Source organism: Paenibacillus sp. J31R34, assembly GCF_059383715.1.
In genome coordinates this window covers 242,704-267,480 of record NZ_JBXENU010000008.1, presented here as the reverse complement: position 1 = coordinate 267,480, position 24,777 = coordinate 242,704, and the positions used below count along the sequence as shown (strand labels likewise).

Here is a 24,777-nt window from a genome sequence, read left to right as displayed (position 1 = left end):
AGGTAGGAAAAAGGCAGAAGTTCGCAGCAGCGGACTTCTGCCTTTTTTAAAAGTATGTGCTGAGACGAAATGGGCAAGAGCCCTATTTGGCGCGTTTGTCGTTTTTTAGGGATTTTTGAAAGTGGCTATGTTACGATGGATGATGCAATGTGACTAGCGAGATTGCCAGCGGTTATCCCAACATGAATGGAGAGTTTCTGGTATGGCGGAAATAGGAAGGCGACAGGCGGCACCAAAAGTCCGAACGGCTATAATCGTTATTATCATTGGTTTGCTGCTTGTAGCCATTTCGGCTGTCGTATGGGAAGGGTATCAGAAACACCAAGCACCTCCACAAGCAATCGATGGAAGTATCGATCTGTCTAATTGGGATTTTCGTAAGGTGGGAACAGTAAGGCTGGATGGAGAATGGGAATTTTATCCTAATCGTTTACTTAATCCGTCCGACATATCCGGCTTGCGACCGGAGCATTATTTACAGGTGCCTGCTGGTTGGAGAAATCCACAGACTTTGTCCTATATGCAGGACAAGGGCGTGGGCACCTACCGACTGCTTGTCAAGGTGAATCCCGAGATTAAACGGTACGGTATTAAAACAACATTTATTAGAAGCTCCAGCGTCATATTTGTGGACGATACGGAGGTTGGCCGCAGCGGAGAGGTATCCGCGCAAGGGGACGAGAACTACAGGGGCCACAATATACCGATTTCAGCATATTTCATGCCAGAGGGAGATTCATTTTACCTGACGATTCAGGCCGCAAACTGGGATTATTATCGTGGAGGCATAATCCAAAGCCTTTATTTGGGAACCTCTGAGGATGTTCGCTCACTGGCGTTGCAAATGAGTGTTGGCGATGCCGTCAACGCGGCTTTTTTGCTGATTTCATCCCTTTATTATTTGGGCATTTATTTAAAACGCCGTCAGGATATTCGTTTTCTGTTTTTCGCCTTATTCTGCCTCGGTTTTTCCTTTTCTGTCATATCAACCAGCGAACGGGTACTTATGCAGCTCATGCCTTCCATACCCTATCTTCTTATTCTGAGAATCAAATTTGTTGTTATCTTGGGAGGCATATACTGCCTGTGCGCCTTTATCCGGAGGACGGAGCCGGCCTTTATGCCGTTATGGTTTATAAGGCTGGTGGCTGGCGGTTGGGCCGTCTATTCGGCTTGCATCCCGTTTGTCGATATGCCGCTGATGGATAGGACGATTCTCGTCATGACTCTGCTTGAGCTGGGAGGGATACAAGTGCTGCTGCTGCGGGCAATCGTGCTGAAGCGATTTGGAGATTCCAATGCGCGGACGGCTTGGCAGCTGATTGTGAGCGTGCTGTTTCTTTTTGTCATGATGATCAGCATGACCCTGTATTTGTATTCCCAAATTTTCACGCTGTTGATTCCTCTTCTAATGATGCTTTTGTTCCTTGGGATGATCGCGCTTATCTTTGCAGAGCAGTATACAAGAGCCTACGATGAGCTGGAGGTAATGAGCCGACGGCTGGTTGAGACAGATAAGCTTAAGGACGAATTTTTAATTCGCACCTCCCACGAATTCAAGACACCACTGCACGGCATTATGAATCTGGCTCGTGTTGTGATGGATCAAGGAGAAAACAATATATCGAAGCAGCAAAAGGAGAATTTGTCCTATATTATGTCTCTTTCAGCCCGGTTGTCGACGCTTGTGAATGACATTATTGATTTCCAGCATCTCCGGGAAGAGAGGCTGGTACTGAAAAACAGCTTATTCGATATTAACGGAACGATTCAAGCGACCATTGATGTCCTTAAGCATATGAAAAAGGAGGAGGAGGTACGCCTAATTAACCGGGTTCCTTCTGGCGAATTTTATTTATTTGCAGATGAAAATCGCTTTACGCAAATTCTGGTCAATCTGGTTGGCAATGCGCTCAAGTTTACGGATGAGGGCAAGGTTGAGCTGCAAGCGGAGGCGCGCGGCAATGCGATAGCTATTAAAATTTCGGATACCGGCGCTGGAATGGGAGAGGAACTGCAGGAGAGGCTTTTTGGCAGAGAGGGCGGCATTGGAGACGGTGTACAGATGGATGATCGGCCATCCGGGATGGGGCTGCAAATCTCTAAACGGCTTGCTGCACGGATGGGAGGAGATTTGCTATTGGTGGAATCCAAGGCGCAGCATGGCACCGTGTTCGAGGTGGTGCTGCCAGCTGCAAGCGATGATCAAAGGCGTGAGCTGGCGGTGCTCGTCTCGGATGCGGCATTGCCGGAGGGTCGAGGCAGCTTGCCAAGGGCCCCTGTAGCTGTAGGAACGACTCCTGCCTGGGAGGATGAAGATAAAAATAAGGTCACTCTGTTGTTGGTTGACGATGAAGCCTCCAATATTAAGGTACTTCAAGAATGTTTTCCGCCAGATCGCTACCGCACCGTGACGGCTTATGACGGAGAGTCCGCTTTAAGGCTGCTGCAGCAGCATAGGGATATTGCCATTGTACTGCTGGATGTTATGATGCCGGGACTGTCCGGTTATGAAACTTGCCGTCTTATCCGCGAGACTTATCCGATCTACAGTCTGCCGGTGCTTCTGCTTACGGTTCGCCATTCTCCCGCAGACATTGCTACGGGTCTGGATGCAGGAGCTAACGATTTTCTCGTAAAGCCGTTTGATGCTCGGGAGCTGCATGCAAGGGTCAATACGCTTCTACAACTGAGAGAGGCTGTTAAAGAGGCTATCCTTATGGAATCGATGTTCCTGCAATCGCAAATCAAGCCGCATTTTATTTATAATGCACTCAGTATTATTATTTCGTTGTGCTATAAGGATGCAGAGCGGGCCGGACGTCTTCTGGGGCAGTTCAGCAATTACCTGAGGCTGAGCTTTGATGTGGACCCTAGACAAGCTAGGGTCACCCTAAGGAGAGAAATCGCCTTGGTGAAGTCTTATGCTGAGCTGGAGCAAGCGCGTTTCGGAGATCGGCTTAGAGTGGAGCTTGCGATTGACGAAGGCCTGATGGACTGTATGCTGCCGGCGCTCACCCTGCAGCCGCTTGTTGAAAATGCCATCCGCCATGGTTTGATGAAGCGAGCTCAAGGAGGTATTGTTCGGCTTGAAGCCGGAATGGAGGGTGCTGAGTTGCAGATCACCATTATCGACAACGGACTTGGATTCACGCTCGACAAGCTGGAAGATTTTTTACATACGGGGCAAGTCGGCGTGGGAGTCGGCCTTGCCAATGTGCACAAGCGCTTGTTGAATGAATATGGACGAGGTTTACGGATTGAAAGCCGGGATGGGTTTGGAGCGAAGGTGACGATTCTGCTGCCTGAAAGAAGGACAGATATTGGGAAAGGCGGTCAATTGGCATGAGGGCGGTTATTGTAGATGACGAGCTGCTGACTGGTGAACATATCGCTAGGCTTCTGGAGGGCATCGGAGTGGAAGTGATCGGATGCTTCACCGATCCGCGCGAGGCACTAGAGAGAATCCGCGGGCTGCAGCCCGAAGTGCTGTTTCTGGATATTGAAATGCCAGAAATGAGCGGTTTGTCGCTGGCGGAACAATTGGCTGACGAAGAAGGTATAATGGAAATCGTATTTGTAACGGCGTATACGAATTATGCCCTCGATGCATTCAAGGTAAGCGCGCTGGATTATTTGCTTAAGCCCGTTATGGAGGAGGAACTGGCCCGCGCGATAGAACGGGTTCGCAGGAGGCTTGCCGGAAATGATGCACGTTTGACCGAACGGAAGGAACGACGGGCGGAGGTTTCATTTTTCGGGCCATTTGCGCTACGACTGGAAAGCAGTACGGTACCGGTGCGCTGGACGACAGCTAAGTGCGCGGAACTGTTTGCGTATATGCTGTTGCAGGGTGAGGGAAAGGAAATAAGCAAATGGACGTTGATTGACACGCTTTGGAAGGAGAAATTCGCGGAGAAAGGAGACGTGAACCTGCGCAGCACAGTCAGCAGAATCAATAAAACGCTGCGGGATAACGGGTCCTCCATCAGCCTGGTTTCGGTCAGGAACGGCTATCGTCTGAACTGTGATGATACGGAGCTTTTGGTGGATGCTTTCCGGCTTGAACGCTTCATTCTTCGAGGATCTTCCATTTCAGAATACAATTCCAAGCAGATTGAGGAATGGATTATAGGATGTGTTCGCCCCTTTCTCGCCGAATTTGGCGGGGAATGGTGTGAAAGCTACCGCTACCGGTATCAGCGCTATTTAATGGAAGTTGGACTCAGGCTGCTTGAGCACTTAGAAATGAATGGCGGTGATCCTTCCAATAGCTTAAGGGTAGCCGAAACGCTGCTTGAGCATGAACCATTTGCCGAGCCTATCCGCTGTGCCGCGCTTAAGCAGCAGGAGCGGATAGGAGGAAGGGTGCGGGCTATTGCGTATTATCGAAGCTATGCGGAGCTGCTGGAACGGGAGCTTGGTACGGAGCCTGGACAAGAGCTCAAATCCAGCTACAGAAGGCTGCTGGAAGCATAGCCTGCTAGGCTTGAAATGAAGCTTTTACATATTGCAAAAGGGAACAGGTACGGATAATCCGTGCCTGTTCTCTTTTTTTTGAAATATAGGAAAGGATATGATTTTTTCATCCCTTCTCTATATTTCTCGGACTGAAACGTGCCGAGTTGCCAAAGGACGGCGACAGCCGTTTATGCTTGCAACAATTTTGTCACAGAAGAGGAGGTATAATGGCGAAAAATGCCACAAAATGTCGAGGTGTTGAGTGACATGCGGCAGAGATAACATTTGGGAGGAAAACCACATTATGATTGGTCGTTATTTACATTCAGTGAGTTTGGGTTATATGAACATAACGCTGGACGAAAATACTGGCGGACTGGCAGGCGCACAAAGAATGAAGGAAAAGGGAGTGGAAGACAACAATGATTAAACGTTGGTTATCAATCGTCATGGCAGTATTGATAGTGGTGGGTCATTTTCCTCAGATTGCGAATGCCGCGAATCCGCTTGACGAGTGGACGGTCCGGGGGCCTCTGCCCACGGGTGTGAATTTATATGACGTGACCTATGGGGATGGGAAATATGTAGCTGTTGGAGATAATGGAACCGTTATGACCTCTGCCGATGGTGCGAGTTGGACAACTCAAACGAGCGGTATTACGAGTAAGCTAAAAGGCATTAGCTATGAAAACGGCCAATATGTGGCGTTAGGCGAAGGCGGGAAATTTATCATCTCCAGCGATGGAGTGAACTGGACGAACGCAACGAACAACGATTCAAGCGAGCTTGCCAGTGTTGCTTATGGGAATGGGAAGTATGTGGCGGTAGGGGGGTTTGGGAAGGTTGTGACCTCCAGCGACGGCATGGACTGGACGTTGAACCCAGTTAGCCCCGTAATTACAAATTCCGTTTTATATAGGATCACCTATGGAAACGGTATTTTTGTAGTAGCGGGGGGGAATGGAAAAATCTTTACTTCCAGTGATGGAACGAACTGGACAGATCAAACGAGTAACTTATCTCTCAATTTGCTGGGAGTCGCCTATGGCAACGGTATCTATGTGGTAGTAGGTTCAGAAGGGAAGGTTGTAACCTCCGAAGACGGGGTAACCTGGACACAGCGGACGAGCGGCACTTCGGAAAATTTGCTTAGCGTCGTTTACGGAAACGGGAAGTTTGTGGCAACGGCGAACTCTGGAGTAATTAAAATTTCTACTGACGGAGTAACTTGGGAAAATCAAACGAGCGGCCTCAACTCAGGAAGTTTAATGGGAGTCGCCGGCGGTAATGGAACCTATGTGGTAGTAGGGACTGGCGGAACGATTTTAACCTATGCTGACGGAGGGAACTGGACGATCCGGAGCCCGTTGCCTACGAGTAATAAGTTAAATAGCATCGCTTACGGTAACGGAACCTATGTGGCGGTTGGTCCAGATGGAACGATTGCAACCTCCGGCGACGGAATCGCTTGGACAAACCGAACAAAGAGCAGTATGACACAAGATTTAAATGGGGTTACCTATGGAAAAGGTATATTCGTAGCAGTGGGTCCAGATGGAACGAATTTTACTTCCACAGACGGGATCGCTTGGGCGAACCGATCGAGCGGCACTTACTCTCAATTATATGGTGTCACCTATGGAAATGGTTTGTATGTTGCAGTAGGGGCTACTGGAAGGATCGTAACTTCCAGTGACGGAACGAGCTGGACACTACGGACGAGTAACACTACGCAAAGTCTAAACAGCGTCATTTATGGAAAAGGGAAGTACGTGGCGGTTGGAAATACGGGAATGGTTGTTACTTCCAGCGACGGCGTGAACTGGACGAGCCCGGCAAGCAGCACTACGCAACAACTAAAGGGGATTGCCTACGGAGGTCACCAGTTTGTGGCGGTAGGGCTTGGTGGAACGCTGATTGTCTCCAACGATGGCGTGAATTGGACGAGCCCGGCAAGCGGCACTTCCTCTCAGCTAAATGCTATCATCTATAGAAATCATATGTTTGTGGCAGTAGGGAATGCTGGAGAGATTGTAACCTCCAGCGATGCAATGAATTGGACGAAATCGGCGAACCAGGATTTGGTCAATCTTAACGGTATCGTCTACAACAATGGGACGTATGTGGCGGTAGGGAACTCAGGAAGGGTTTTGCAATCCGCTGCAATGCCAATATTACCGGAAGTAAGCAACGTCGACGTCAACCCGCGCAGCGTAAGCGTAGTACAAGGCGGAAGCCAGCTGCTCACGGCAGCAGTGGATGCGGCGGGTGGCGCTGCGTCAACTGTGACGTGGGCAAGCAGCGATGCCAGCGGAAAGGTGGCGGTAGATGCTACGGGGGAGGTAATCGTTGCCGCGGATGCCGCGCTAGGCTACCACACGATTACGGCAACATCGACAGAGGATGACGGGCAAATCGGATCCGCGACGATTACGGTGACTGCCGCTCCGGGATCGCCAGCAATAAACAGTGTAAGCGTCAGCCCAATCAACACAAGTGTGCAGCAAGGCAAGAGCGGGCAGCTCTCAGCAACGGTAGGTGCGGCGAACGGCGCAGCGACGACAGTCACGTGGAAAAGCAGCGATGCCAGCGGCAAAGTAGCGGTAGACGCCACGGGCAATGTAACTGTTGCTGCGGCAGCCGTTCCAGGAAGTTACACGATCACGGCAACATCGACAGTGGACAACAGCAAGACCGGAACCGCTATGATTACGGTTACCGTTGTTCCTGTTACGTGGACAAGCCGCGGAAGCTCAGCGTTAACGACCAATATTTTAAATTACGTAACATATGGAGGCGGGAAATATGTGGTCGTTGGGAACACTGGAACGGTTGTAACCTCCGACGACGGAGTAAGCTGGACGAAGCAGACGCTGAGCGGCATTAGTCAAAATCTGTTTAGTGTTATCTATAGGAACGGCAAGTATGTGGCCGTTGGGAACAGTGGAACGATTGTAACCTCCGACGACGGAGTAAGCTGGACGAAACGGACGCTGAGTGGACTGACGCAAAATCTGCTTAGTATCACCTACGGAAATGATAAGTACGTAGCTGTGGGAGCTAGCGGAAAGGTTATTACCTCCGCTGACGGAGTAACCTGGATGAGCCAAACAAGCGGCACCACAAGCGGCCTAAATAGCGTAGCCTACGGAAATAACGTTTATGTGGCTGTGGGAGCCAGCGGCACGGTTGTGACCTCTTCCGACGGAGTAATCTGGACGAGCCAAGAAAGAAACATTTACGTTAATTTAAACGGCATTTCCTACGTAAATGGCATGTTCGTGGCTGTAGGAGCCAGCGGTACGGTTATGGCCTCTTCCGACGGAGTAACCTGGACGAGCCAAGCAAGTAGCACCGCAAATGGCCTAAATAGCGCAGCTTACGGAAATGACATTTATGTGGCTGTAGGAGCCAGCGGAAAGGTTGTGACCTCCGCCGACAGAGTGAACTGGACTACGCAAACGAGTACGAGCAGCACTACAAATAATTTGCTGGGAGTCATTTATGCCAACGGTACTTTTACGGCTGTGGGGGCCAGTGGAACCATTCTACAATCTGTTCCGGCTCCGGCGGTGAACAGTGTGAATGTTAGTCCAAGCAGCGCAAGCGTAGAGCAGGGCAAGAGCCAGCAGCTCACGGCCACGGTAGATGTGGTAGGTGGCGGAGCGACGACAGTGACATGGACGAGCAGCGATGCCAGCGGCAAAGTGACGGTAGACACTGCGGGTAACGTTACTGTTGCCGCTGAAGCAGTGCCGGGAGCTTATACAATCACGGCAACATCGACGGCGGACAGCAGCAAAAACGGAACCGCGACGATTACGGTCACCGTTGCGACGCAGAGCGACGCGGGAGCAGTCAGCGATGACAAGGCAGCTCTGGAGGTCAGCTTCGGAAGTGGCGACAGCGCTACGAATGTCACGCAAGATGTGACGTTGCCTATAGCAGGAGCAAGCGGTACGACAATCACATGGTCATCCGACGATACGACTGTCGTGGATGATGACGGGAAAGTGACCCGTCCATCCTATGCCGAAGGAGACAAGGACGTCACGCTGACCGCGACGATTACGAAGGGAAGCGAAACGGAAACCAAAACCTTCACCCTCAAGGTGAAGGCCAATCCGCAGACCGACGCGGGAGCAGTCAGCGATGACAAGGCGGCTCTGGAGGTCAGCTTCGGAAATGGCGACAGCGCCACGAATGTCACGCAAGACGTGACGCTGCCTGCAACAGGAGCAAGCGGCACGACGATCACGTGGTCATCCGACGATACGAGCGTTGTGGCCGATGACGGGAAAGTGACCCGTCCATCCTACACTGAAGGAGACAAGGAAGTAACGCTGACCGCCACGATTACAAAGGGAAGCGAAACGGAAACCAAAACGTTCACCCTCAAGGTGAAAGCCAATTCGCAGAGCGATGCGGGAGCTGTCAGCGATGACAAGGCAGCTCTGGAGGTCAGCTTTGGAAGTGGCGACAGTGCTACGAATGTCACGCAAGACGTGACGCTGCCTGCAACAGGAGCAAGCGGCACGACAATCACGTGGTCATCCGACGATTCGACCATTATTGCCGATGACGGCAAAGTGACCCGTCCATCCTACACTGAAGGAGACAAGGAAGTAACGCTGACTGCCACGATTACAAAGGGAAGCGAAACGGAAACCAAAACGTTCACCCTCAAGGTGAAAGTTAATTCGCAGACCGACGCAGGAGCAGTCAGCGATGACAAGGCAGCTCTGGAGGTCAGCTTTGGAAGTGGCGACAGTGCTACGAATGTCACGCAAGACGTGACGCTGCCTGGAACAGGAGCAAGCGACACGACGATTACGTGGTCATCCGACGATACGAGCGTCGTGGCCGATGACGGGAAAGTGACCCGTCCATCCTACACTGAAGGAGACAAGGAAGTAACGCTGACTGCCACGATTACAAAGGGAAGCGAAACGGAAACCAAAACGTTCACCCTCAAGGTGAAAGTCAATTCGCAGAACGACGCGGGAGCTGTTAGCGATGACAAGGCAGCTCTGGAGGTCAGTTTCGGAAGTGGCGACATCGCTACGAATGTCACGCAAGACGTGACGCTGCCTGGAACAGGAGCAAGCGGCACGACGATCACGTGGTCATCCGACGATACGAGCGTTGTGGCCGATGACGGCAAAGTGACCCGTCCATCCTACGCCGGAGGGGACAAAGAAGTAACGCTGACCGCCACGATTACAAAGGGAAGCGAAACGGAGACCAAAACGTTCACCCTCAAGGTGAAAGCACAATCGGCTAATAACACGGGATCAGCGCCTGCCTCCAGCAACTCAAGCGGAGATGTGGTCATCGTGTTGGTGAACGGCAAACAGGAAAATGCGGGAATCGCCGCAACAAGTAAGCTTAACGATCAAACCGTTCTCACGATCACCATTGACCAGAAGAAGCTGGAAGACAAGCTGGCTGCGGAAGGCCAGGGTGCAGTCATTACGATTCCGGTCAACACACAGTCTGACGTGGTCATTGGCGAATTAAACGGTCAAATGGTTCAAACCATGGATAATCAAAAAGCTATATTGGAAATCAGAACGAATCATGCGACTTATAAGCTTCCCGCGCAACAAATGAATATTAACATGATAGCGGAGCAATTCGGGAAGTCGGTGCCGCTAAAGGACATCAAGGTTCAAGTTGAAATCGCCGCACCAACGAACGATTCGATGAAAGTTGTGGAGGATGCGGCAGCGAAAGGGAAATTCACGCTTGTCGTTCCGCCGGTTGAATTCACGATCAGAGCTACATACGGAACAAAGACAATCGAAGTATCTAGATTCGATGCTTATGTTGAGCGAACCATCGCCATCCCGGCCGGATTCGACACGAACCAAATTACTACGGGCGTCGTTGTCGAGCCGGATGGAACGGTTCGTCACGTACCAACCAAGATCGTCGAAATCGACGGCAAATATTATGCTCATATTAACAGCTTAACCAACAGCACTTACTCCGTCGTCTGGCATCCGCTTGAATTCCTTGATGTTGCGAGTCACTGGTCGAAAGCTGCTGTTAACGACATGGGGTCGCGGATGATCATTGATGGTACGGGCGGCGGTCTGTTTAATCCAGATCGAGATATAACACGAGCTGAGTTTGCAGCTATCCTGGTACGCGGATTGGGACTAAAACTGGAAAACGGGGCGGCACCATTCTCTGATGTGAAGACGTCAGATTGGTTCAGCAGCGCAATCAATACGGCTTATACGTATCAGTTGATTGACGGTTTTGTAGACGGCACTTTCCGACCGACGGATAAGATCACGAGGGAACAGGCGATGGTTATTCTCTCCAAAGCGATGAAGCTTACAGGACTGAAGGCTAAACTGTCTGTTCAGCCAACAGATGCTACTCTTCGTATGTTTGGAGACGCACAGGAGGTATCCGCGTGGGCGCAAAGCAGTGTTGCGGACATCCTTCAAGCTGGCATTGTATCTGGACGAAGCGTTGATAAGCTTGCGCCGCAGGAGTACATAACCAGGGGCGAGGTTGCAACCGTTATTCAAAAACTTATGCAAAAATCTGATCTAATTTAGGTATAGAGGGGGCCGAATTCGGCCCCCTCTATTTGTGTGCGCCCAGCGTGGTGCTATCTCTAGGGTTCAAATCCCGAATGGTGAAGGCAGTAGCAGCCATAGCTTAAGGCAATGGTGTCCATCGTGAGGTGAAATCTGAAGGAAGCCGATGGCAAATCTCTGGTCTGAGGAACACGAACTTCATATAAGGCTAGCGTAGGTTGGATGAGACTGCACAACATGTAGAAGTCCTTACTGCCAAAGGCGTACGAGATTAAAGAAGCAGATAGATGGAGAGGAAGATAGCGCTCTTAGCCCGGGACGTCTCACAGACGTGGAGTAGGAAAAAAATTCGGAACATGGAAGACGTGAATGTCCCTTTCTCGCGGAATTTGGCGGGGAATGGTGTGAAAGCTACCGCTACATTTATCAGCGCTATTTAATGGAGGCTGGACTAAGGCTGCTTGAGCATGAACCCTTTGCTGAGCCTATCTTGCCTCCAGAGGGAGGATCAGCCGTTGCACTTGCAACAATTTTGTCACAGAAGAGGAGGTATAATGGCGAAAAATGCCGCAAAATGTCGAGGTGTTGAGCGACATGTGGCAGAGATAACATTTGGGAGGAAAACCACATTATGCTTCGTCGTTATTTACATTCCATTCTGATCGTTCTATTGATTTTTTCGGGACTTCCCCCGCTGGGAGTCTCAGCCGAATCCAATGATCCGCTGACTCTCGGCAACGAGGACGTTAGGTTGTTCGACGGCGGTGAGGGAACGGCGGATGATCCGTACCAACTGTCAACCGCGGAGCAATTGGATAGGGTAAGGGACTATCGGGACAAGCATTTTGTTCTGACGTCAAATATTGATCTGGACGCTGCGCCGTACAATCAGGGCGAGGGCTGGAGCCCCATTGGCAGCACAGCGGATAATAAGCCGTTTACTGGAACGTTTGACGGAGGAGACTTCACGGTTTCGGGGCTTACAATCAAGTCGGACAAATTGGACAATTCCTTGTTCGGTTACATCAGCTCCGCAAGAATTCGGAATCTGAATATGGCCGCTGTCAATATAAGTGATGAAACCAATGGCGATACAACCACTGGCGCAACGGCTGGTGCGCTTGCGGGTACGGCCCAAAACTCGATCATTGAAAATGTTTCGGCCTCCGGAACAATTGTCAGCCGGAGAGACAACACTGGCGGTCTGATCGGATCATTGGCCGCAGCAGGTGCCAAAACGGCGGTGATTCATTCCTCTGCATCGGTAAAGGTGCAGCTTCCAAGAAATGGAGCAGGCCAGCTTTCTCTTTTTGCTAATAACAAATACCAGAACAGGGGTGGCTTAATCGGCAGTGTAAAAGGCACGGCAAGCGATCAAGTCGAATTCATTGGCAGCTGGGCAGCGGGAGATGTTGAAGGCACCTTGCAGACAGGCGGATTAATTGGCTATGGTGAGAACATCATCGTTGAAACATCCTATTCGACCAGTTCGGTTAAGGGTTACACTGTGAGCTCGGGCCATATGAACATAACGCTGACCGAAAATGCTGGGGGGCTGGCAGGTGTCCTGAAAAATGCCACGGTGTCTGAGTCTTATGCTGGACCATCCGTTATCCAGGGAATCCCGGGCTCATCCGTCGTGAAGGGCGGGGCGGCGATAGGGGGCTTTGTTGGCAAAGCGCAAGACTCGACCTTTACCGATGTGTTCTCCCGTGCAACAGTCACCGGCTATGAGATGGCGGGCTTTGTTTATAAAATGGAAGGAACGGTAGCCTTTAAGAACGCCTATTTTGCCGGAACCTTGATAGTCGATGAAAGTATTGTGAAAGAGTTTGCGCCGAGCTATGCAAATGCAACGGTTTCCAATGCGTTTTACCATTCAGGTGCGCAATGTTCGGTTGTCAAACCGGGAGATGAGCTGGGTACGCCGCTATGCACCAACAAAATTCAAAATGCCGATACCTATCCGGCAGACTGGAACTTTAAAGGCATATGGCTGATTGACTCTGCCGTTAATGGTGGATTCCCCTATTTTGGTGACAAGCTGGCACCGGAAATTGAAGGAGCAGTTACCGTCGAACCGGGTACAATAAAAGGAACTACGCGTATTAGTGGAGCTTCTGCTGGCATCGCCAACCGTCTTGTGGTACAGATGCTGACGGGCAGTGTGCCGACTCCAGATGCGGGAGCTGCTGCTCCGGTCGGCAACGGAACAAGCGTGATAGATCCTTATGCAGTTGGCAGCGATATTACTATCGATAGCTCTGCGGCAGTTAGCCACCTCGCATTGTACGAGGTTGATGCTGCTGGCAATATCGTAAAATTCAGCCTCATTGAGCTTGAAAATGGTGATGTCCAGCTGTTTGCAGGCGGGTTGGGAACAGCTGCCGATCCATACCAAATTGCGGGCTCAGATGAATTAAATGCTATTCGTTATGTACTGGATGGCCACTTCGTTCTTACGGATGATATTGATCTGACGGATGGTGGAGCAGGGACAAGCTGGACACCAATCGGTTCATATATGACTTACGATGTGCCTACCGAGCCGTTTACCGGGGTATTCGATGGCAATGGCAAAACGATTAGCGGCCTGAACATACAGGTTTATGCCGGCAAGGGTGTTGGCTTGTTTGCGTATACAGAAGGAGCAACGCTCGAGAACGTACATCTGGCCAATGCCGTTATTACGGCAATGGATGAATTAAATCCGCCTGAAATGGTGGGGGCTTTGGTGGGGATGGCCAAGAAAACGCAAGTCATTCATTCGTCTTCATCCGGCAGTGTTACTGGTAAAAGTGCCCTTGGCGGCCTGATAGGCGCCATTGAAGGCCAATCGCTAGTCTCCGGCTCTTATTCCAGCGCCGAAGTGATCATCATTGATTTTAGCGGAAGCGGCGGAGGTGGTTTAATCGGGCGGGCGGGCAACGTTACCGGCGGTGAAAACGAGCGGGTAGCCATTGTTCAATCGTACGCTACGGGCAAAGTTTCCTCAGCCGAAAGCTACTATGGCAGCAAGCTTGGCGGTTTAATCGGTGAGGGCAACAGAATCGATATTGAGAAATCCTACGCTTCAGGAGAAGTGGAAGGGAGAACGATCCTTGGTGGATTGGCGGGCTACCTTGCGGGAGCGACCATTAAGCAGACTTATGCATCTCCGATCCAGCAAGTCATAGGCTCCGGCTTATATATTGGCGGTTTTGTCGGCCAATCCGACAACTCCCTATATGAGAATGTTTACTCGCGTGCAAGAGTTGAAGGTGTTCAGTACGTAGGTGGATTCATCGGAAGCGACCTGGGCTCCAATACGTTTCGTTTCGCCTATTCTACGGGAGCCATATTGGACAAGGATTATATGTATACCGACGCATACAGCTTCGGAGGCAATAACGGCAGCAATGTGTCAGTTGCCGAGTCGGTATACTCTGATAGGGTGACGGGTGAAACCGATCTTAAAATCTTGCTAGATATAAGCGAATATCGGTCTACACCTGACATGAAGGAAAAACCGAAGTTTGAGGAATGGGATTTTGAGCAAATATGGGCGATTTCCCCAGCGTTTAACGAGCGTTATCCGCATTTCCAGTGGAGTTATACAACTCCGCCGGTGATTCCGGTGCCTGTATCGCCGTTTAGTCCCGTTCCTGCAGCCAAGGAAGGCTTGCAGGAAGGCGCTACAAGCCTTCCGTACGCTTTTTCACAGCCGGGCAATCGGTTAGTGGTTTCTATTTCTTCAAGTCCGGTTGTAACACCTAATTATGGCGATTCCGCTCCGATGGGAGCGGGAGTGATCGATCCCTATCAGATGGGTGACATCTCAGGTGTAGATGCTGAAACGAATAAATATATTGGACTTTATGAAATAGATGCTGGCAATAAGGTACTCCGATTTAGCTTGATTGAATTGACAGCAAGCGATATTAAGCAAGGTCAATCGGCGACGCCGACACCGGATACAGGCGCAACCCCGACGCCGACACCGGATACAGGCGCAACCCCGACACCGACACCGGATACAGGCGCAACCCCGACGCCGACACCGGATACAGGCGGAACCCCGACGCCGACACCGGATACAGGCGGAACCCCGACGCCAACACCGGATACGAGTGCAACCCCGACGCCGACCTCACATTCTTCGTCGGGGACGGGTACCGACTCTGGCACTGTCAAAGAAGAGGTGTTCGCGGAGGTTTCGGCGGGCGAAGGCGAATTACTTACTAGAACGCCGATTGAGCGTACGACCAGTTCGGACGGCAAGGTCAGGGATAATGTTGTCTTGGCACAGGATAGAGTTTTGGCAACGGTAGAGCAGCTCAAGGGCAAGTCGAATCCAATAGCGCGAATCATTATACCAGACGAAGAGGGGAAAGTGTCCCAGACGGATATCAAAGTTCCGAAAAATGCCGTCAAACCGCTAGCGGACGGTGGTATTGCATTGGAATTCCAGCTTGAGGGTGTTCGCGTGTTTATTCCGCACGAATCATTGGCGGGATTCGATGAGGATCTTTATTTCCGCTTCATTCCGATCCGGACTGAAAACGAACGTAAAGTCGTGGAGGATCGAGCCAAGAAAGAAGAGCTTGTGCGCCAAATTGCAGGAGACCAGACGATTAAGGTATTGGGCAGTCCGATGACCATTGAAACCAATATGCAGAGCCGGTCTGTAACGTTGATGATGCCGCTTAAAGGCGCTTTGCCTGAAGATGCCGCGGCCCGTCAAAACATTCTGGACAACCTAGTTATTTTCGTAGAGCACAGCGATGGAACCAAAGAGCTGATTCGTGGCGAGATTGCTGCCTATAAGGGCGGGGAGCAGGGCGTGCAATTCGACGTAAATAAATTCAGTACATTTACGATGGTTTACATGGAAGGCTGGAAGGAATATTTTGCTGCCCAGCAGCAGGACGGTGAAGGGGCGAACCTCCACAAGCCATATATTAAAGGCTTCCCTGACGGAACATTTGGCCCAGACAAGCCAGTTACCCGTGCGCAGATGGCGGCTATGCTGGTCAGAAATTTGGAGAGCCTCCCGAACGGGGGAGTAGTATTCTCTTACAAAGACGTTTCTGTGAAGCATTGGGCATATGAGGAAATGGGAGTCGCGTCCGAAGCCGGGTTGATGGAAGGTTATCCAGACGGACGCTTTGGCCCTGAGGATGGTATCACACGCGCTGAAATGGCGGCCATCGCATACCGCTGGCTGACGAGCAAGGGCGTTGAAGCCGAAGTTTCAGCAATAGGACAAACCTATAAGGACCTATCCTCCGAGCATTGGGCTTATGAGGCAATTGCCTTCATCCGTTCCAGTGGCATAATGAGCGGTTATGATAATCATACGTTTAAGCCGAATCAGAAGCTGACACGGTCTGAAGCCGTCAAGGTGCTTAACCGCCTGTTTGAACGGGGACCGCTTTATGGTGTGAATACTCCGACCTTTGAGGATGTTGGCACAAGACACTGGGCCTTCATGGAAGTCGAAGAAGCGGCACAGGAGCACCGATGGTTCATTGATGATCAAGGGCATGAAGTGAAGCGCTAGCAGTAGAGAAAGACGTTTCTTCCTTTAAATGAGGGAGGAACGTCTTTTTGTAGTATGTCCCGCATGGTATAGACTTGTATATTTTGCATTTATAGAAGCGGTACTTGTATAGTAGTAGGGTAGCTTTTATTTTTTTAAAAGGCTTAATAGATATCATACAAAGGTTCGTGAAAAACGGGAAACTTCATAATAGAAAAGGTGTTTTTCTATAGAGCCAGCAACAAGCAAATGGTAGGGATACGAGAAACAGGAGGAAATCAATTGAGTACACAAAGCATTGGAGTTCCATTAGAGGGTTTTGCAGAATTCAGCCGGACGGTAGCTGCAGAGGGTGCCGTATTATTGAAAAATGAAGGACAGGTGCTTCCGTTTAAGGATGGCGACAACGTTGCTATTTTTGGCAGAACTCAAGTGAACTATTATCGCAGCGGTACCGGTTCGGGCGGCAGCGTTCATGTTACTTATACAACAAATCTGCTGGATGGGCTTCGTGGCAGCAAGAATGCTGCCGTCAATGAAGCGCTGGCGGCTGTTTATGAGAAGTGGATTGAAGAAAATCCATTCGATAACGGCGGAGGCGGCTGGGCGGCTGAGCCATGGCATCAGAAGGAAATGCCTTTAACGGCTGAGCTGGTTTCGGAGGCAAGAAGTAAGTCGAATAAGGCTGTCGTGGTGATTGGACGTACAGCGGGAGAAGATCAGGACAATGCTGATGAGTCCGGAAGCTACCAATTGACAGTGGAAGAAAAAGCGATGCTGAAGCAGGTGACGGCTTATTTTGAACAAACCGTTGTCGTGCTTAATGTATCGAACATTATAGACATGAGCTGGCTGAACGATGAAAGCTACGTGCATCCCATTGCAAGTGTCATCTACTCCTGGCAGGGTGGCATGGAAGGCGGCAATGCAATTGCCGATGTGCTGGCTGGAGACGTGACGCCAAGCGGCAAATTGACGGATACGATCGCTTATTCTATTAACGATTATCCGTCGACTCGCAATTACGGCAATGAATTTAAAAACGTTTATGAGGAAGATATCTATGTGGGATATCGTTATTTTGAGACGTTTTGCCCGGATAAGGTTCAGTTTGAGTTTGGCTATGGCATCTCTTATACCTCGTTCGACATCAAGCCGGAGGATGCCAAGCTGACAACCAAAGCAGGAGAGCAATACGTTGAAGTCGACGTCAACGTAACGAATACGGGAACCGCCTTCGCGGGTAAAGAAGTGGTGCAGGTTTACTACGAAGCGCCGCAAGGCAAGCTGGGTCAACCGGCTAAAGCGCTGGCCGCATTCGGCAAAACAAAATTGCTTCAGCCAGGCGAATCGCAGCTCCTTACGGTGAGCTTCCCTGTTTCTGCTATGGCTTCCTATGATGACGCTGGTGTGACGGGGCATCCTTCCGCTTATGTGCTGGAGGCAGGCACTTATCGTTTTTATGTGGGAACGAGTGTGAAAAAGGTAGCGGAAGTGGCTGTTGAGGGTCAAAACGGCTATGTCGTGGATGCTCTTCAAGTTGTGGAGCAGCTGCAAGAAGCGATGGCGCCAACGGAAAGCTTTACGAGAATGAAGCCGGGTGCCCGGAAGACAGATGGCTCGTATGAGCTCATCTTCGTAGAGGTGCCGCAGCGGAAGGTTTCTATGGCGGAACGGATCGAGAACAATCTTCCTGCAACGCTAGTACAGACGGGCAATCAGGGACATACGTTAAGAGATGTTTTTGAGGGTAAAGTCGGTATGGAAAGCTTCATCGCGCAGCTTAGCGATCAGGATTTGGCGGCAATCGTCAGAGGCGAGGGCATGAGCAGCCCGCTCGTTACATCGGGGACGGCTTCGGCTTTCGGCGGAGTCAGCGATCAGCTGTTCAATTATGGCATCCCCGTGGCTTGTACAGCAGACGGCCCGTCCGGCATTCGTATGGATAGCGGTCAGAAGGCAACTCAGGTCGCAATCGGCACCTTGCTTGCGGCAACGTGGAATACGGAGCTAGTCGAAGAGCTGTATGTAATGGAAGGCCAGGAGCTACTAAGAAACAACATCGATACGCTGCTCGGGCCAGGCCTGAATATTCGCCGCAGTCCGCTTAATGGACGGAACTTTGAATATTTTTCAGAAGATCCATTCATTTCGGGTGTATTTGCGGCAGCATGTACGAAAGGGATTATGAAGGGCGGCTCGAACGCTACGCTGAAGCATTTTGCCTGCAACAATCAGGAAAAGCACCGCAGCAAGGTCGATGCGGTTGTCTCCGAACGCGCTCTTCGTGAGATTTATTTGAAAGGCTTTGAAATCGCCGTGAAGCAGGGCGGTGCGAATTCGATTATGACCTCCTACAATCCGATCAACGGACATTGGGCCGCTTCCAACTATGACCTGAACACGACGCTTCTTCGCGGCGAATGGGGCTTTACAGGCATTGTGATGACGGACTGGTGGGCGATCATGAACGATGTCGTGGGTGGCGGCCCAGCGGATCGCAAACTGACGAACTGGATGGTTCGTGCGCAAAACGACCTGTACATGGTGGTGCCGAACTACGGTGCGGAAATCAATGGCTGGGATGACAATACGATTGAATCGCTTGAAAATGGCATGTTGACCCGCGGCGAATTGCAGCGCTCTGCTATGAATATTTGCACATTCATTATGAACGCGCCTGTATTTTCCAGAAAACATGAAATCGTAGAGACGGTTGAAGCGTTTAAGGCGAATGCTTCGCTTGCAGCAGCCGCTTCCTCAGAGCAAATACAAGTGCTTTCCCAAAATGCACAGGTGAAGCCTGCTGTAGCGGGTTCATCCTTTATGCAGGTGGATCAAGCTGGGCAATACCGGATCATTGTCAGCATTATGTCTCCAGAGACGGAATTAGCGCAAAGTGCATGTAATGTAACGCTGAACGATCAACTGATGACGACGATTCAAACGAATGGAACCGAAGGCAAATGGATCAAACAGAAGCTTATGAAAGTCGAACTCGAAGCAGGTTTCTATGAACTGAAGCTGGAATTCATCAAGCCAGGCTTGCAGGTGGAGTGGATTGAGTTTAAACAGGTTTAGGGTAGGTACGACAGCGATTATAAATAAATAGCCTAATTCCAAGCCCCGACCAATCCCGGTCGGGGCTTACAAGGATTTTCAGCCATTTTGTCGAATGATAGACGAGATGCTCGAAAGAGCAAACGAAAGGGAGGTGCCGTCGTGGATACGAGATTGTGGATGTCAGTATTGCTATGCTTTGCGACGGCGCTGATGCTGTTTGTGTTGTTCCTGTCCTATCGGAAACGCCATTTGCAGGTGGCAAGAACGATGGTTTACATGATGGCAGCAGCATCCTGCTATGCGCTTGGCTATGCCTTCGAAATATTGAGTGTTACCTTGGACGGCGTAAAGCTGTCGCTTCAGTTCGAATATTTAGGCATTCCCTTCGTCTCCGCCTTCTGGCTGCTGATGGTGATCCAGTTTACCGGACTTGCAGCTCCTTACCGAAAATGGCTTGCGCTGCTGCTTTTTCTCATCCCGTCGGTCACATTTCTTTTGCATCTTACTAATGAATGGCATCATCTTGTGTACGCGGGCTATTTTCCGAATCCGGACGATACCGTTCCGTTGTACAATACATTAAAAGGCCCTTGGTATGCGGTGCATGGCGTTTATAATTATACGATTTTGCTGCTGGGCATTCTGCTGTTTATTCCGATGTATATACGAGCTTTGCCTATTGTGCGGAAGCAGATTGTCCTCCTTATTCTTGGAGCGGCTGCGCCGATGCTTTTTAATATAGGCTATATGTATAATACGATTATTGACTTTACCCCGCTGGGGTTCGCTGTATCGGGTGTCGTGTATGCGTGGGGGATTTTTAGGTTCGGATTGCTCCGACTAACACCGCTTGCTTATGCCAAAATGTTTGATACCGTTCGCGACGGGGTGGTGCTGCTGGATTATGAAAATCAAATCGTGAACCACAACCGCGCAGCCGAAGAGGTGTTTCCCGAGCTTATACAAACGAAAAGCTTCCCTGCCTTAGGCAAGGACGTACTAGCGACCAGTCCCGAATTGCTCCAGCGAATATCTACCGGGGGTTTTCAGGATGAACGGTTTGCATTCCAGCGTTTGCTGGGTGATCGGCAAATGTATTACATTTGCAGCTTAACGTATATTTACGACACGGGGACGACCCCGATTGGCAAAATGCTGATGTTCAGCGATATTACGGAGCTAAAGGAGAATGAGGAGCGACTTCGTGAAAAATCGCAGCAGCTGTCCCAACTGAACGCCTTTAAGGATAAGCTGTTCACCGTTATGGCTCACGATATTCGCGATCCCATTGCCCTACTGGTGAGCTTAACCGAGCTGCTGGGCGAGGAGCCTACGGATACCGATATTGCCAGCGCCGAGGTATTTCAAGAGATTAGACGGCAAATACGCGGCACCTTCCAACTCGTCGATAATTTGCTGGACTGGTATCGCAGTCAAAATGGAGAGGTTGCATTCCGGCCACAGGCCTGGAACCTGCAGCAGGTTATCCGCCAAGCTTTATCGCTGGCAGGAGCCAGGGCAGGGATGAAAAACATTCAAATTTCCGAGCAGATTGACGAGAGGCTGACGGTGAATGCCGATAAAGAAATGCTGGATCTGATTTTTCGGAATTTGCTTTCCAATGCGATTAAATATACGGATATCGACGGAGAGATCGAGCTCAGCGCTTCTATTGAGCATAATGAGGTAACGGTATCCATTAGCGACAACGGGAGCGGGATTGATGAGGAGACGGCGCGTCTGCTGCGTCATGATGAACTCTTTTTCAAGGAGCCTGGATTTGCAAGTGGGGAGGACGGAAGCGAAATGAGATTTGGTCTCGTATTGACCCGGGAATTTCTCCGCATGCATGGCGGCAATCTCCGATTTGAGAGCTCGGCGGGGCAAGGGACGACATTTCAGTTTACATTGCCAGGGGACGTCAGCAGCAGGGTCGAAAGTGACAGCGAGGAAACGGTGGTGAAAGCTAATGAAGGTCATCTTAATTGATGATGAACCCGTCATGCATTTAATTATGCGGAAAATGCTGGCGAAATACACAGAGCTGCAGGTCGTAGGGGCATTTGTGAATACGCATGCGGCGGGCGATTTTCTCGCTGGAAATACCGATGTCGAGCTGGCGTTTGTAGACATCTCCATGCCGGGTGACAGCGGGCTTGCATTTGCTTCCAAGCTGGACGAGGAGGGCTGCAAAACACAAATTGTGTTCGTTACCTCGCATAAAGATTATGCCGTGGATGCCTTTGAGCTGTCGGTGCTCGATTATTTGGTGAAGCCCGTAACGCAGGAACGGCTGGAGCGGACGATTCATCGTGCACTGGAAGGCAGAAAAAGGATAGGCGATTCCCCGACGGGCAGCGCTCTAATTCAAAACCCCAACCGTGTCAGAATCACAGCTTTAGGCGACTTTTCCGTGCAAAATGAACAGGGACGCGTGAAATGGATTTCCAGCAAAAGCGCCGAGCTGTTTGCCTACCTGCTTCTGAACCGTGGTCGCAGGATTTCGCGTGCCAGGCTCGTTGCAGATATTTTCGCCGGTATGACGAGTATGAATGCGGAAAAATATTTGAATACGACCGTCTATCAGCTTCGCAAATCATTAGAGCCGTTAGCGCTTCGGGATGCCATTCGCTCGGAAAATGACGGCTACGCGCTGGAGCTGGCCGATGCGATGATTGATTTTGAGGAGTTTGAGCGTCAAACAAGCAAGTGTAAAAGGGTTGATGCCGTTAATATGGAGGACGCGCTGAACGCGGAAAGGCTCTACACGGGGGATCTGTTCGGCAGCAAAGCCTACGTCTGGGCTATACACGAGACGGATCGGCTGGCGGAAATGTACACCTCGTTCGTCAAAAATGTAGTGGAGACGCTCTTCGTTCTCTCCAATACGGCCGCAGCATCGAAGCTGTTGCTGAAGCTATATGCGCAAAATCCCCTTGATGAATCCGTTCTGAGCCTGCTGCTCCGCAAGCATGCGCAGGACGGAAACAAGAAGGGGCTTACGACCCAATACATCGACTATGTGAGGCTGATCAAAAAAGAGCTCGGCATTCGTCCATCCAAAGCACTGCTCCTCTTATACGATTCACTTGTCAGTGAATTATCTGATAATGCTAAATAATTTAAATTATGATCTCGACCTACGCTGACCTAAGCTGATTTAAGCTTTAACGGTTTCCGGTCGTGTATACATATTCAGCTCCTGCAGCTGAATCAGCACCTTGCCATAACGTCCACTCTGATGAATGACCACTTTGCCATCCGGATAAGTACGGTGCACATAATCGGTAACGATTTGGCGGGCGGACTCATTAGGAATTAATTTATGGGTTTTCAGCGCTTGCATGACTTCCTCTATTGCTTCTTCGTAAGACGACTCGGTCGTTTTTGTTTCTTTCGTGATAATGGATTGGAATGAATAACCCTTCAAATAGAGCAGGTGCGTTAAGTAGGCCATATCCGAGCTTTCTGCATGAACCTCCTGGCCTGTCAGCAAAGGAAGAACAGCTTGCAGCAGACTATGCTCTCTAGGCCCCGCACCTACACTAATGTAGCAATACTTGCGAGCCGTGCTGAGTACCCGCTCCACGCTTGCCCAATCGACAATGACCGGACACATGGACACAAATACGAAATCGAAGGCATTGTTCCAGCCCCTTGCTTCAATATCCAACTCCTCAAACACATCATGGACCAGCAGGGCCTGCCCCTGATCAAACCTTGCTGTATTCTCCATGAAGAGCTCGCTTAGCGGAACGTTAGGCTCTACAGCCGTCACCCGTGCTCCCCGGTCGATGAAAGGAACCGTAAATCCGCCCGAGGCAGCACCGATATCGAGTACGGACAGCCCTTGGAAGTCGACACCCTGCCCTTCTATCCAGCGAATAATGCGCTCGCTTCGGTGTCTTCCCCCTTCACTGAACACCTCTGCATTAAAGGTTTTTGCTTTATGGTCAAAGGACGTGCGGCCAATGCCGGCCTTCTTCATTTTATTGCCCGTCGCGTTCGGGTCCTCCGTCCAAGCCTTCTCCCACACAGCTGCATTAAACAAATCGCTGCTCATATCCCGTCATTCCTCTCCTGATTATAAAATAGTTTTCATTTCGCAGACTTTAAAGACTCTGTATATCTACAATAACCTTTAATGGAGTGAAAAGCAATTGCTCTTTTTTGAAATATAGGGAGGACGGCGACAGCCGTTTCACCTGGGGTTCGAGCACCGCGCCGTGTCCCGAGACAAGTCCGAAAATAAAATGGAACCGGACAAATAACGTGGAAGTAATTAGAGTATAAATAGAATCTAAAGAGATATTAGTAACATTTAGGAGCTTGTTCGGTTATTCTCTGTTAAAATTAAATATACAGGCAAAGGATGTTGTTGTTTTTACAGATGGAGACAAGTTACCGCATTCGTGGAGGAATTATTTATGGGGAATAATTCGAAATTGTTGAAGCTGCTCGGACTCATAGGCGGAGTTGTCGCTCTAAATATTGTTATTTTGTCACCGGGGCTTGTCGGGGTGGTCATAGGGGGTGAAAATGTTCTTGCAACCGCTTCAGGCGTAACCTTATTGGTCAGCAGCTTTCTGGTTCTGACTTATGGAAGCTATACGCTGCTGCTCAAGCCCGCTTCGGTGCCGCAGATTCGTTCGATTGCCACACGCGAGGATTTCATGGCGGCGCTTTCCTATTACAAAAACGTTAAAGTGCTGCACAAGGATATCGCCTTAGCCCTCGACCAACTGGAGCGAATAGCGAAGAAGAGAGCGATCTTATCCGATATTCTCGGCCAAAGATTTGAGAAGACGGAAATCAGCTACAAGAAATTCGACTCCGTCATCGTTGAGGTCGAGAAGCTTTTTTACTTGAATATTAAAGCAATGCTGAATAAGCTCGGCGTGTTCGATGCTGCTGAGTTTGCCTCCTTGGAACGGCAGCGGAGCGCGAGGAAGTTCTCGAATAAGCTGATGCAGGAAAAAATAGAGCTTTACCAGCAATATCTGGACTACGTGTCCGGTTATCTGGGGGCGAACGAAGAGATTTTGCTGAAGCTGGACCGCTTGGCTCTCGAAATTTCACTGCTAGGGAGCACAGATTATCGAACGGTCGAGGAAATGCCCTGCATGAAAGAAATCGATGTATTAATTAAGCAAACCAAATTATATCAACAATGAG

General features: G+C 50.2%; 10 protein-coding genes. 9 read left to right on the top strand and 1 reads right to left on the bottom strand.

Annotated elements, in window-relative coordinates; all coding sequences use genetic code 11:
* Positions 1-202 precede the first annotated feature (202 nt).
* The 8 genes from AC50YG_RS22410 (at position 203) to AC50YG_RS22375 (ending at position 22,723) form a co-directional block, all read left to right on the top strand.
* Entirely contained in the window at positions 203-3,349 is a 3,147-nt protein-coding gene (locus AC50YG_RS22410) for a hybrid sensor histidine kinase/response regulator (protein WP_494829752.1), read from the top strand.
* Positions 3,346-4,479, top strand: coding sequence for a response regulator (locus AC50YG_RS22405; protein ID WP_494829750.1), 1,134 nt, complete (start codon positions 3,346-3,348; stop codon positions 4,477-4,479). Before AC50YG_RS22410 ends, AC50YG_RS22405 begins: the two co-directional genes overlap by 4 nt.
* A gap of 286 nt (positions 4,480-4,765) precedes the next feature.
* The gene (locus AC50YG_RS22400; protein WP_494829748.1) at positions 4,766-4,891 is read left to right on the top strand and encodes a hypothetical protein; all 126 of its coding nucleotides are present in this window, start codon (positions 4,766-4,768) and stop codon (positions 4,889-4,891) included.
* On the top strand, positions 4,884-11,036 hold the full coding sequence (locus tag AC50YG_RS22395; protein WP_494829746.1) for an immunoglobulin-like domain-containing protein: 6,153 nt from the start codon (positions 4,884-4,886) through the stop codon (positions 11,034-11,036). Before AC50YG_RS22400 ends, AC50YG_RS22395 begins: the two co-directional genes overlap by 8 nt.
* 613 nt (positions 11,037-11,649) lie before the next feature.
* Positions 11,650-16,560 (top strand): S-layer homology domain-containing protein, encoded by a 4,911-nt coding sequence (locus AC50YG_RS22390; RefSeq protein WP_494829744.1) that lies wholly within the window; start codon positions 11,650-11,652, stop codon positions 16,558-16,560.
* A 261-nt stretch (positions 16,561-16,821) separates the two neighbouring features.
* Entirely contained in the window at positions 16,822-19,620 is a 2,799-nt protein-coding gene (locus AC50YG_RS22385; protein WP_494829742.1) for a glycoside hydrolase family 3 C-terminal domain-containing protein, read from the top strand.
* Between the two features lie 141 nt (positions 19,621-19,761).
* Positions 19,762-21,591, top strand: coding sequence for a sensor histidine kinase (locus tag AC50YG_RS22380; RefSeq protein WP_494829740.1), 1,830 nt, complete (start codon positions 19,762-19,764; stop codon positions 21,589-21,591).
* Positions 21,572-22,723 (top strand): response regulator, encoded by a 1,152-nt coding sequence (locus AC50YG_RS22375; protein WP_494829738.1) that lies wholly within the window; start codon positions 21,572-21,574, stop codon positions 22,721-22,723. Before AC50YG_RS22380 ends, AC50YG_RS22375 begins: the two co-directional genes overlap by 20 nt.
* 39 nt (positions 22,724-22,762) lie before the next feature.
* On the opposite strand, the gene AC50YG_RS22370 is transcribed toward AC50YG_RS22375, so the two are convergent.
* A complete protein-coding gene (locus AC50YG_RS22370; protein WP_494829736.1) occupies positions 22,763-23,665 on the bottom strand; it encodes a class I SAM-dependent methyltransferase in 903 nt (300 codons plus the stop codon).
* A gap of 364 nt (positions 23,666-24,029) precedes the next feature.
* On the opposite strand from AC50YG_RS22370, the gene AC50YG_RS22365 reads away from it, so the two are divergent.
* Positions 24,030-24,776 (top strand): hypothetical protein, encoded by a 747-nt coding sequence (locus AC50YG_RS22365; protein WP_494829734.1) that lies wholly within the window; start codon positions 24,030-24,032, stop codon positions 24,774-24,776.
* The last annotated feature ends 1 nt before the right edge of the window (position 24,777 follow it).

Coding starts and splice junctions, on each gene's coding strand:
- AC50YG_RS22410 (WP_494829752.1), top strand. CDS start 203: ATGGCGGAAATAGGAAGGCGACAGGCGGCACCAAAAGTCCGAACGGCT.
- AC50YG_RS22375 (WP_494829738.1), top strand. CDS start 21,572: ATGAAGGTCATCTTAATTGATGATGAACCCGTCATGCATTTAATTATG.
- AC50YG_RS22405 (WP_494829750.1), top strand. CDS start 3,346: ATGAGGGCGGTTATTGTAGATGACGAGCTGCTGACTGGTGAACATATC.
- AC50YG_RS22365 (WP_494829734.1), top strand. CDS start 24,030: ATGGGGAATAATTCGAAATTGTTGAAGCTGCTCGGACTCATAGGCGGA.
- AC50YG_RS22370 (WP_494829736.1), bottom strand. CDS start 23,665: ATGAGCAGCGATTTGTTTAATGCAGCTGTGTGGGAGAAGGCTTGGACG.
- AC50YG_RS22395 (WP_494829746.1), top strand. CDS start 4,884: ATGATTAAACGTTGGTTATCAATCGTCATGGCAGTATTGATAGTGGTG.
- AC50YG_RS22400 (WP_494829748.1), top strand. CDS start 4,766: ATGATTGGTCGTTATTTACATTCAGTGAGTTTGGGTTATATGAACATA.
- AC50YG_RS22390 (WP_494829744.1), top strand. CDS start 11,650: ATGCTTCGTCGTTATTTACATTCCATTCTGATCGTTCTATTGATTTTT.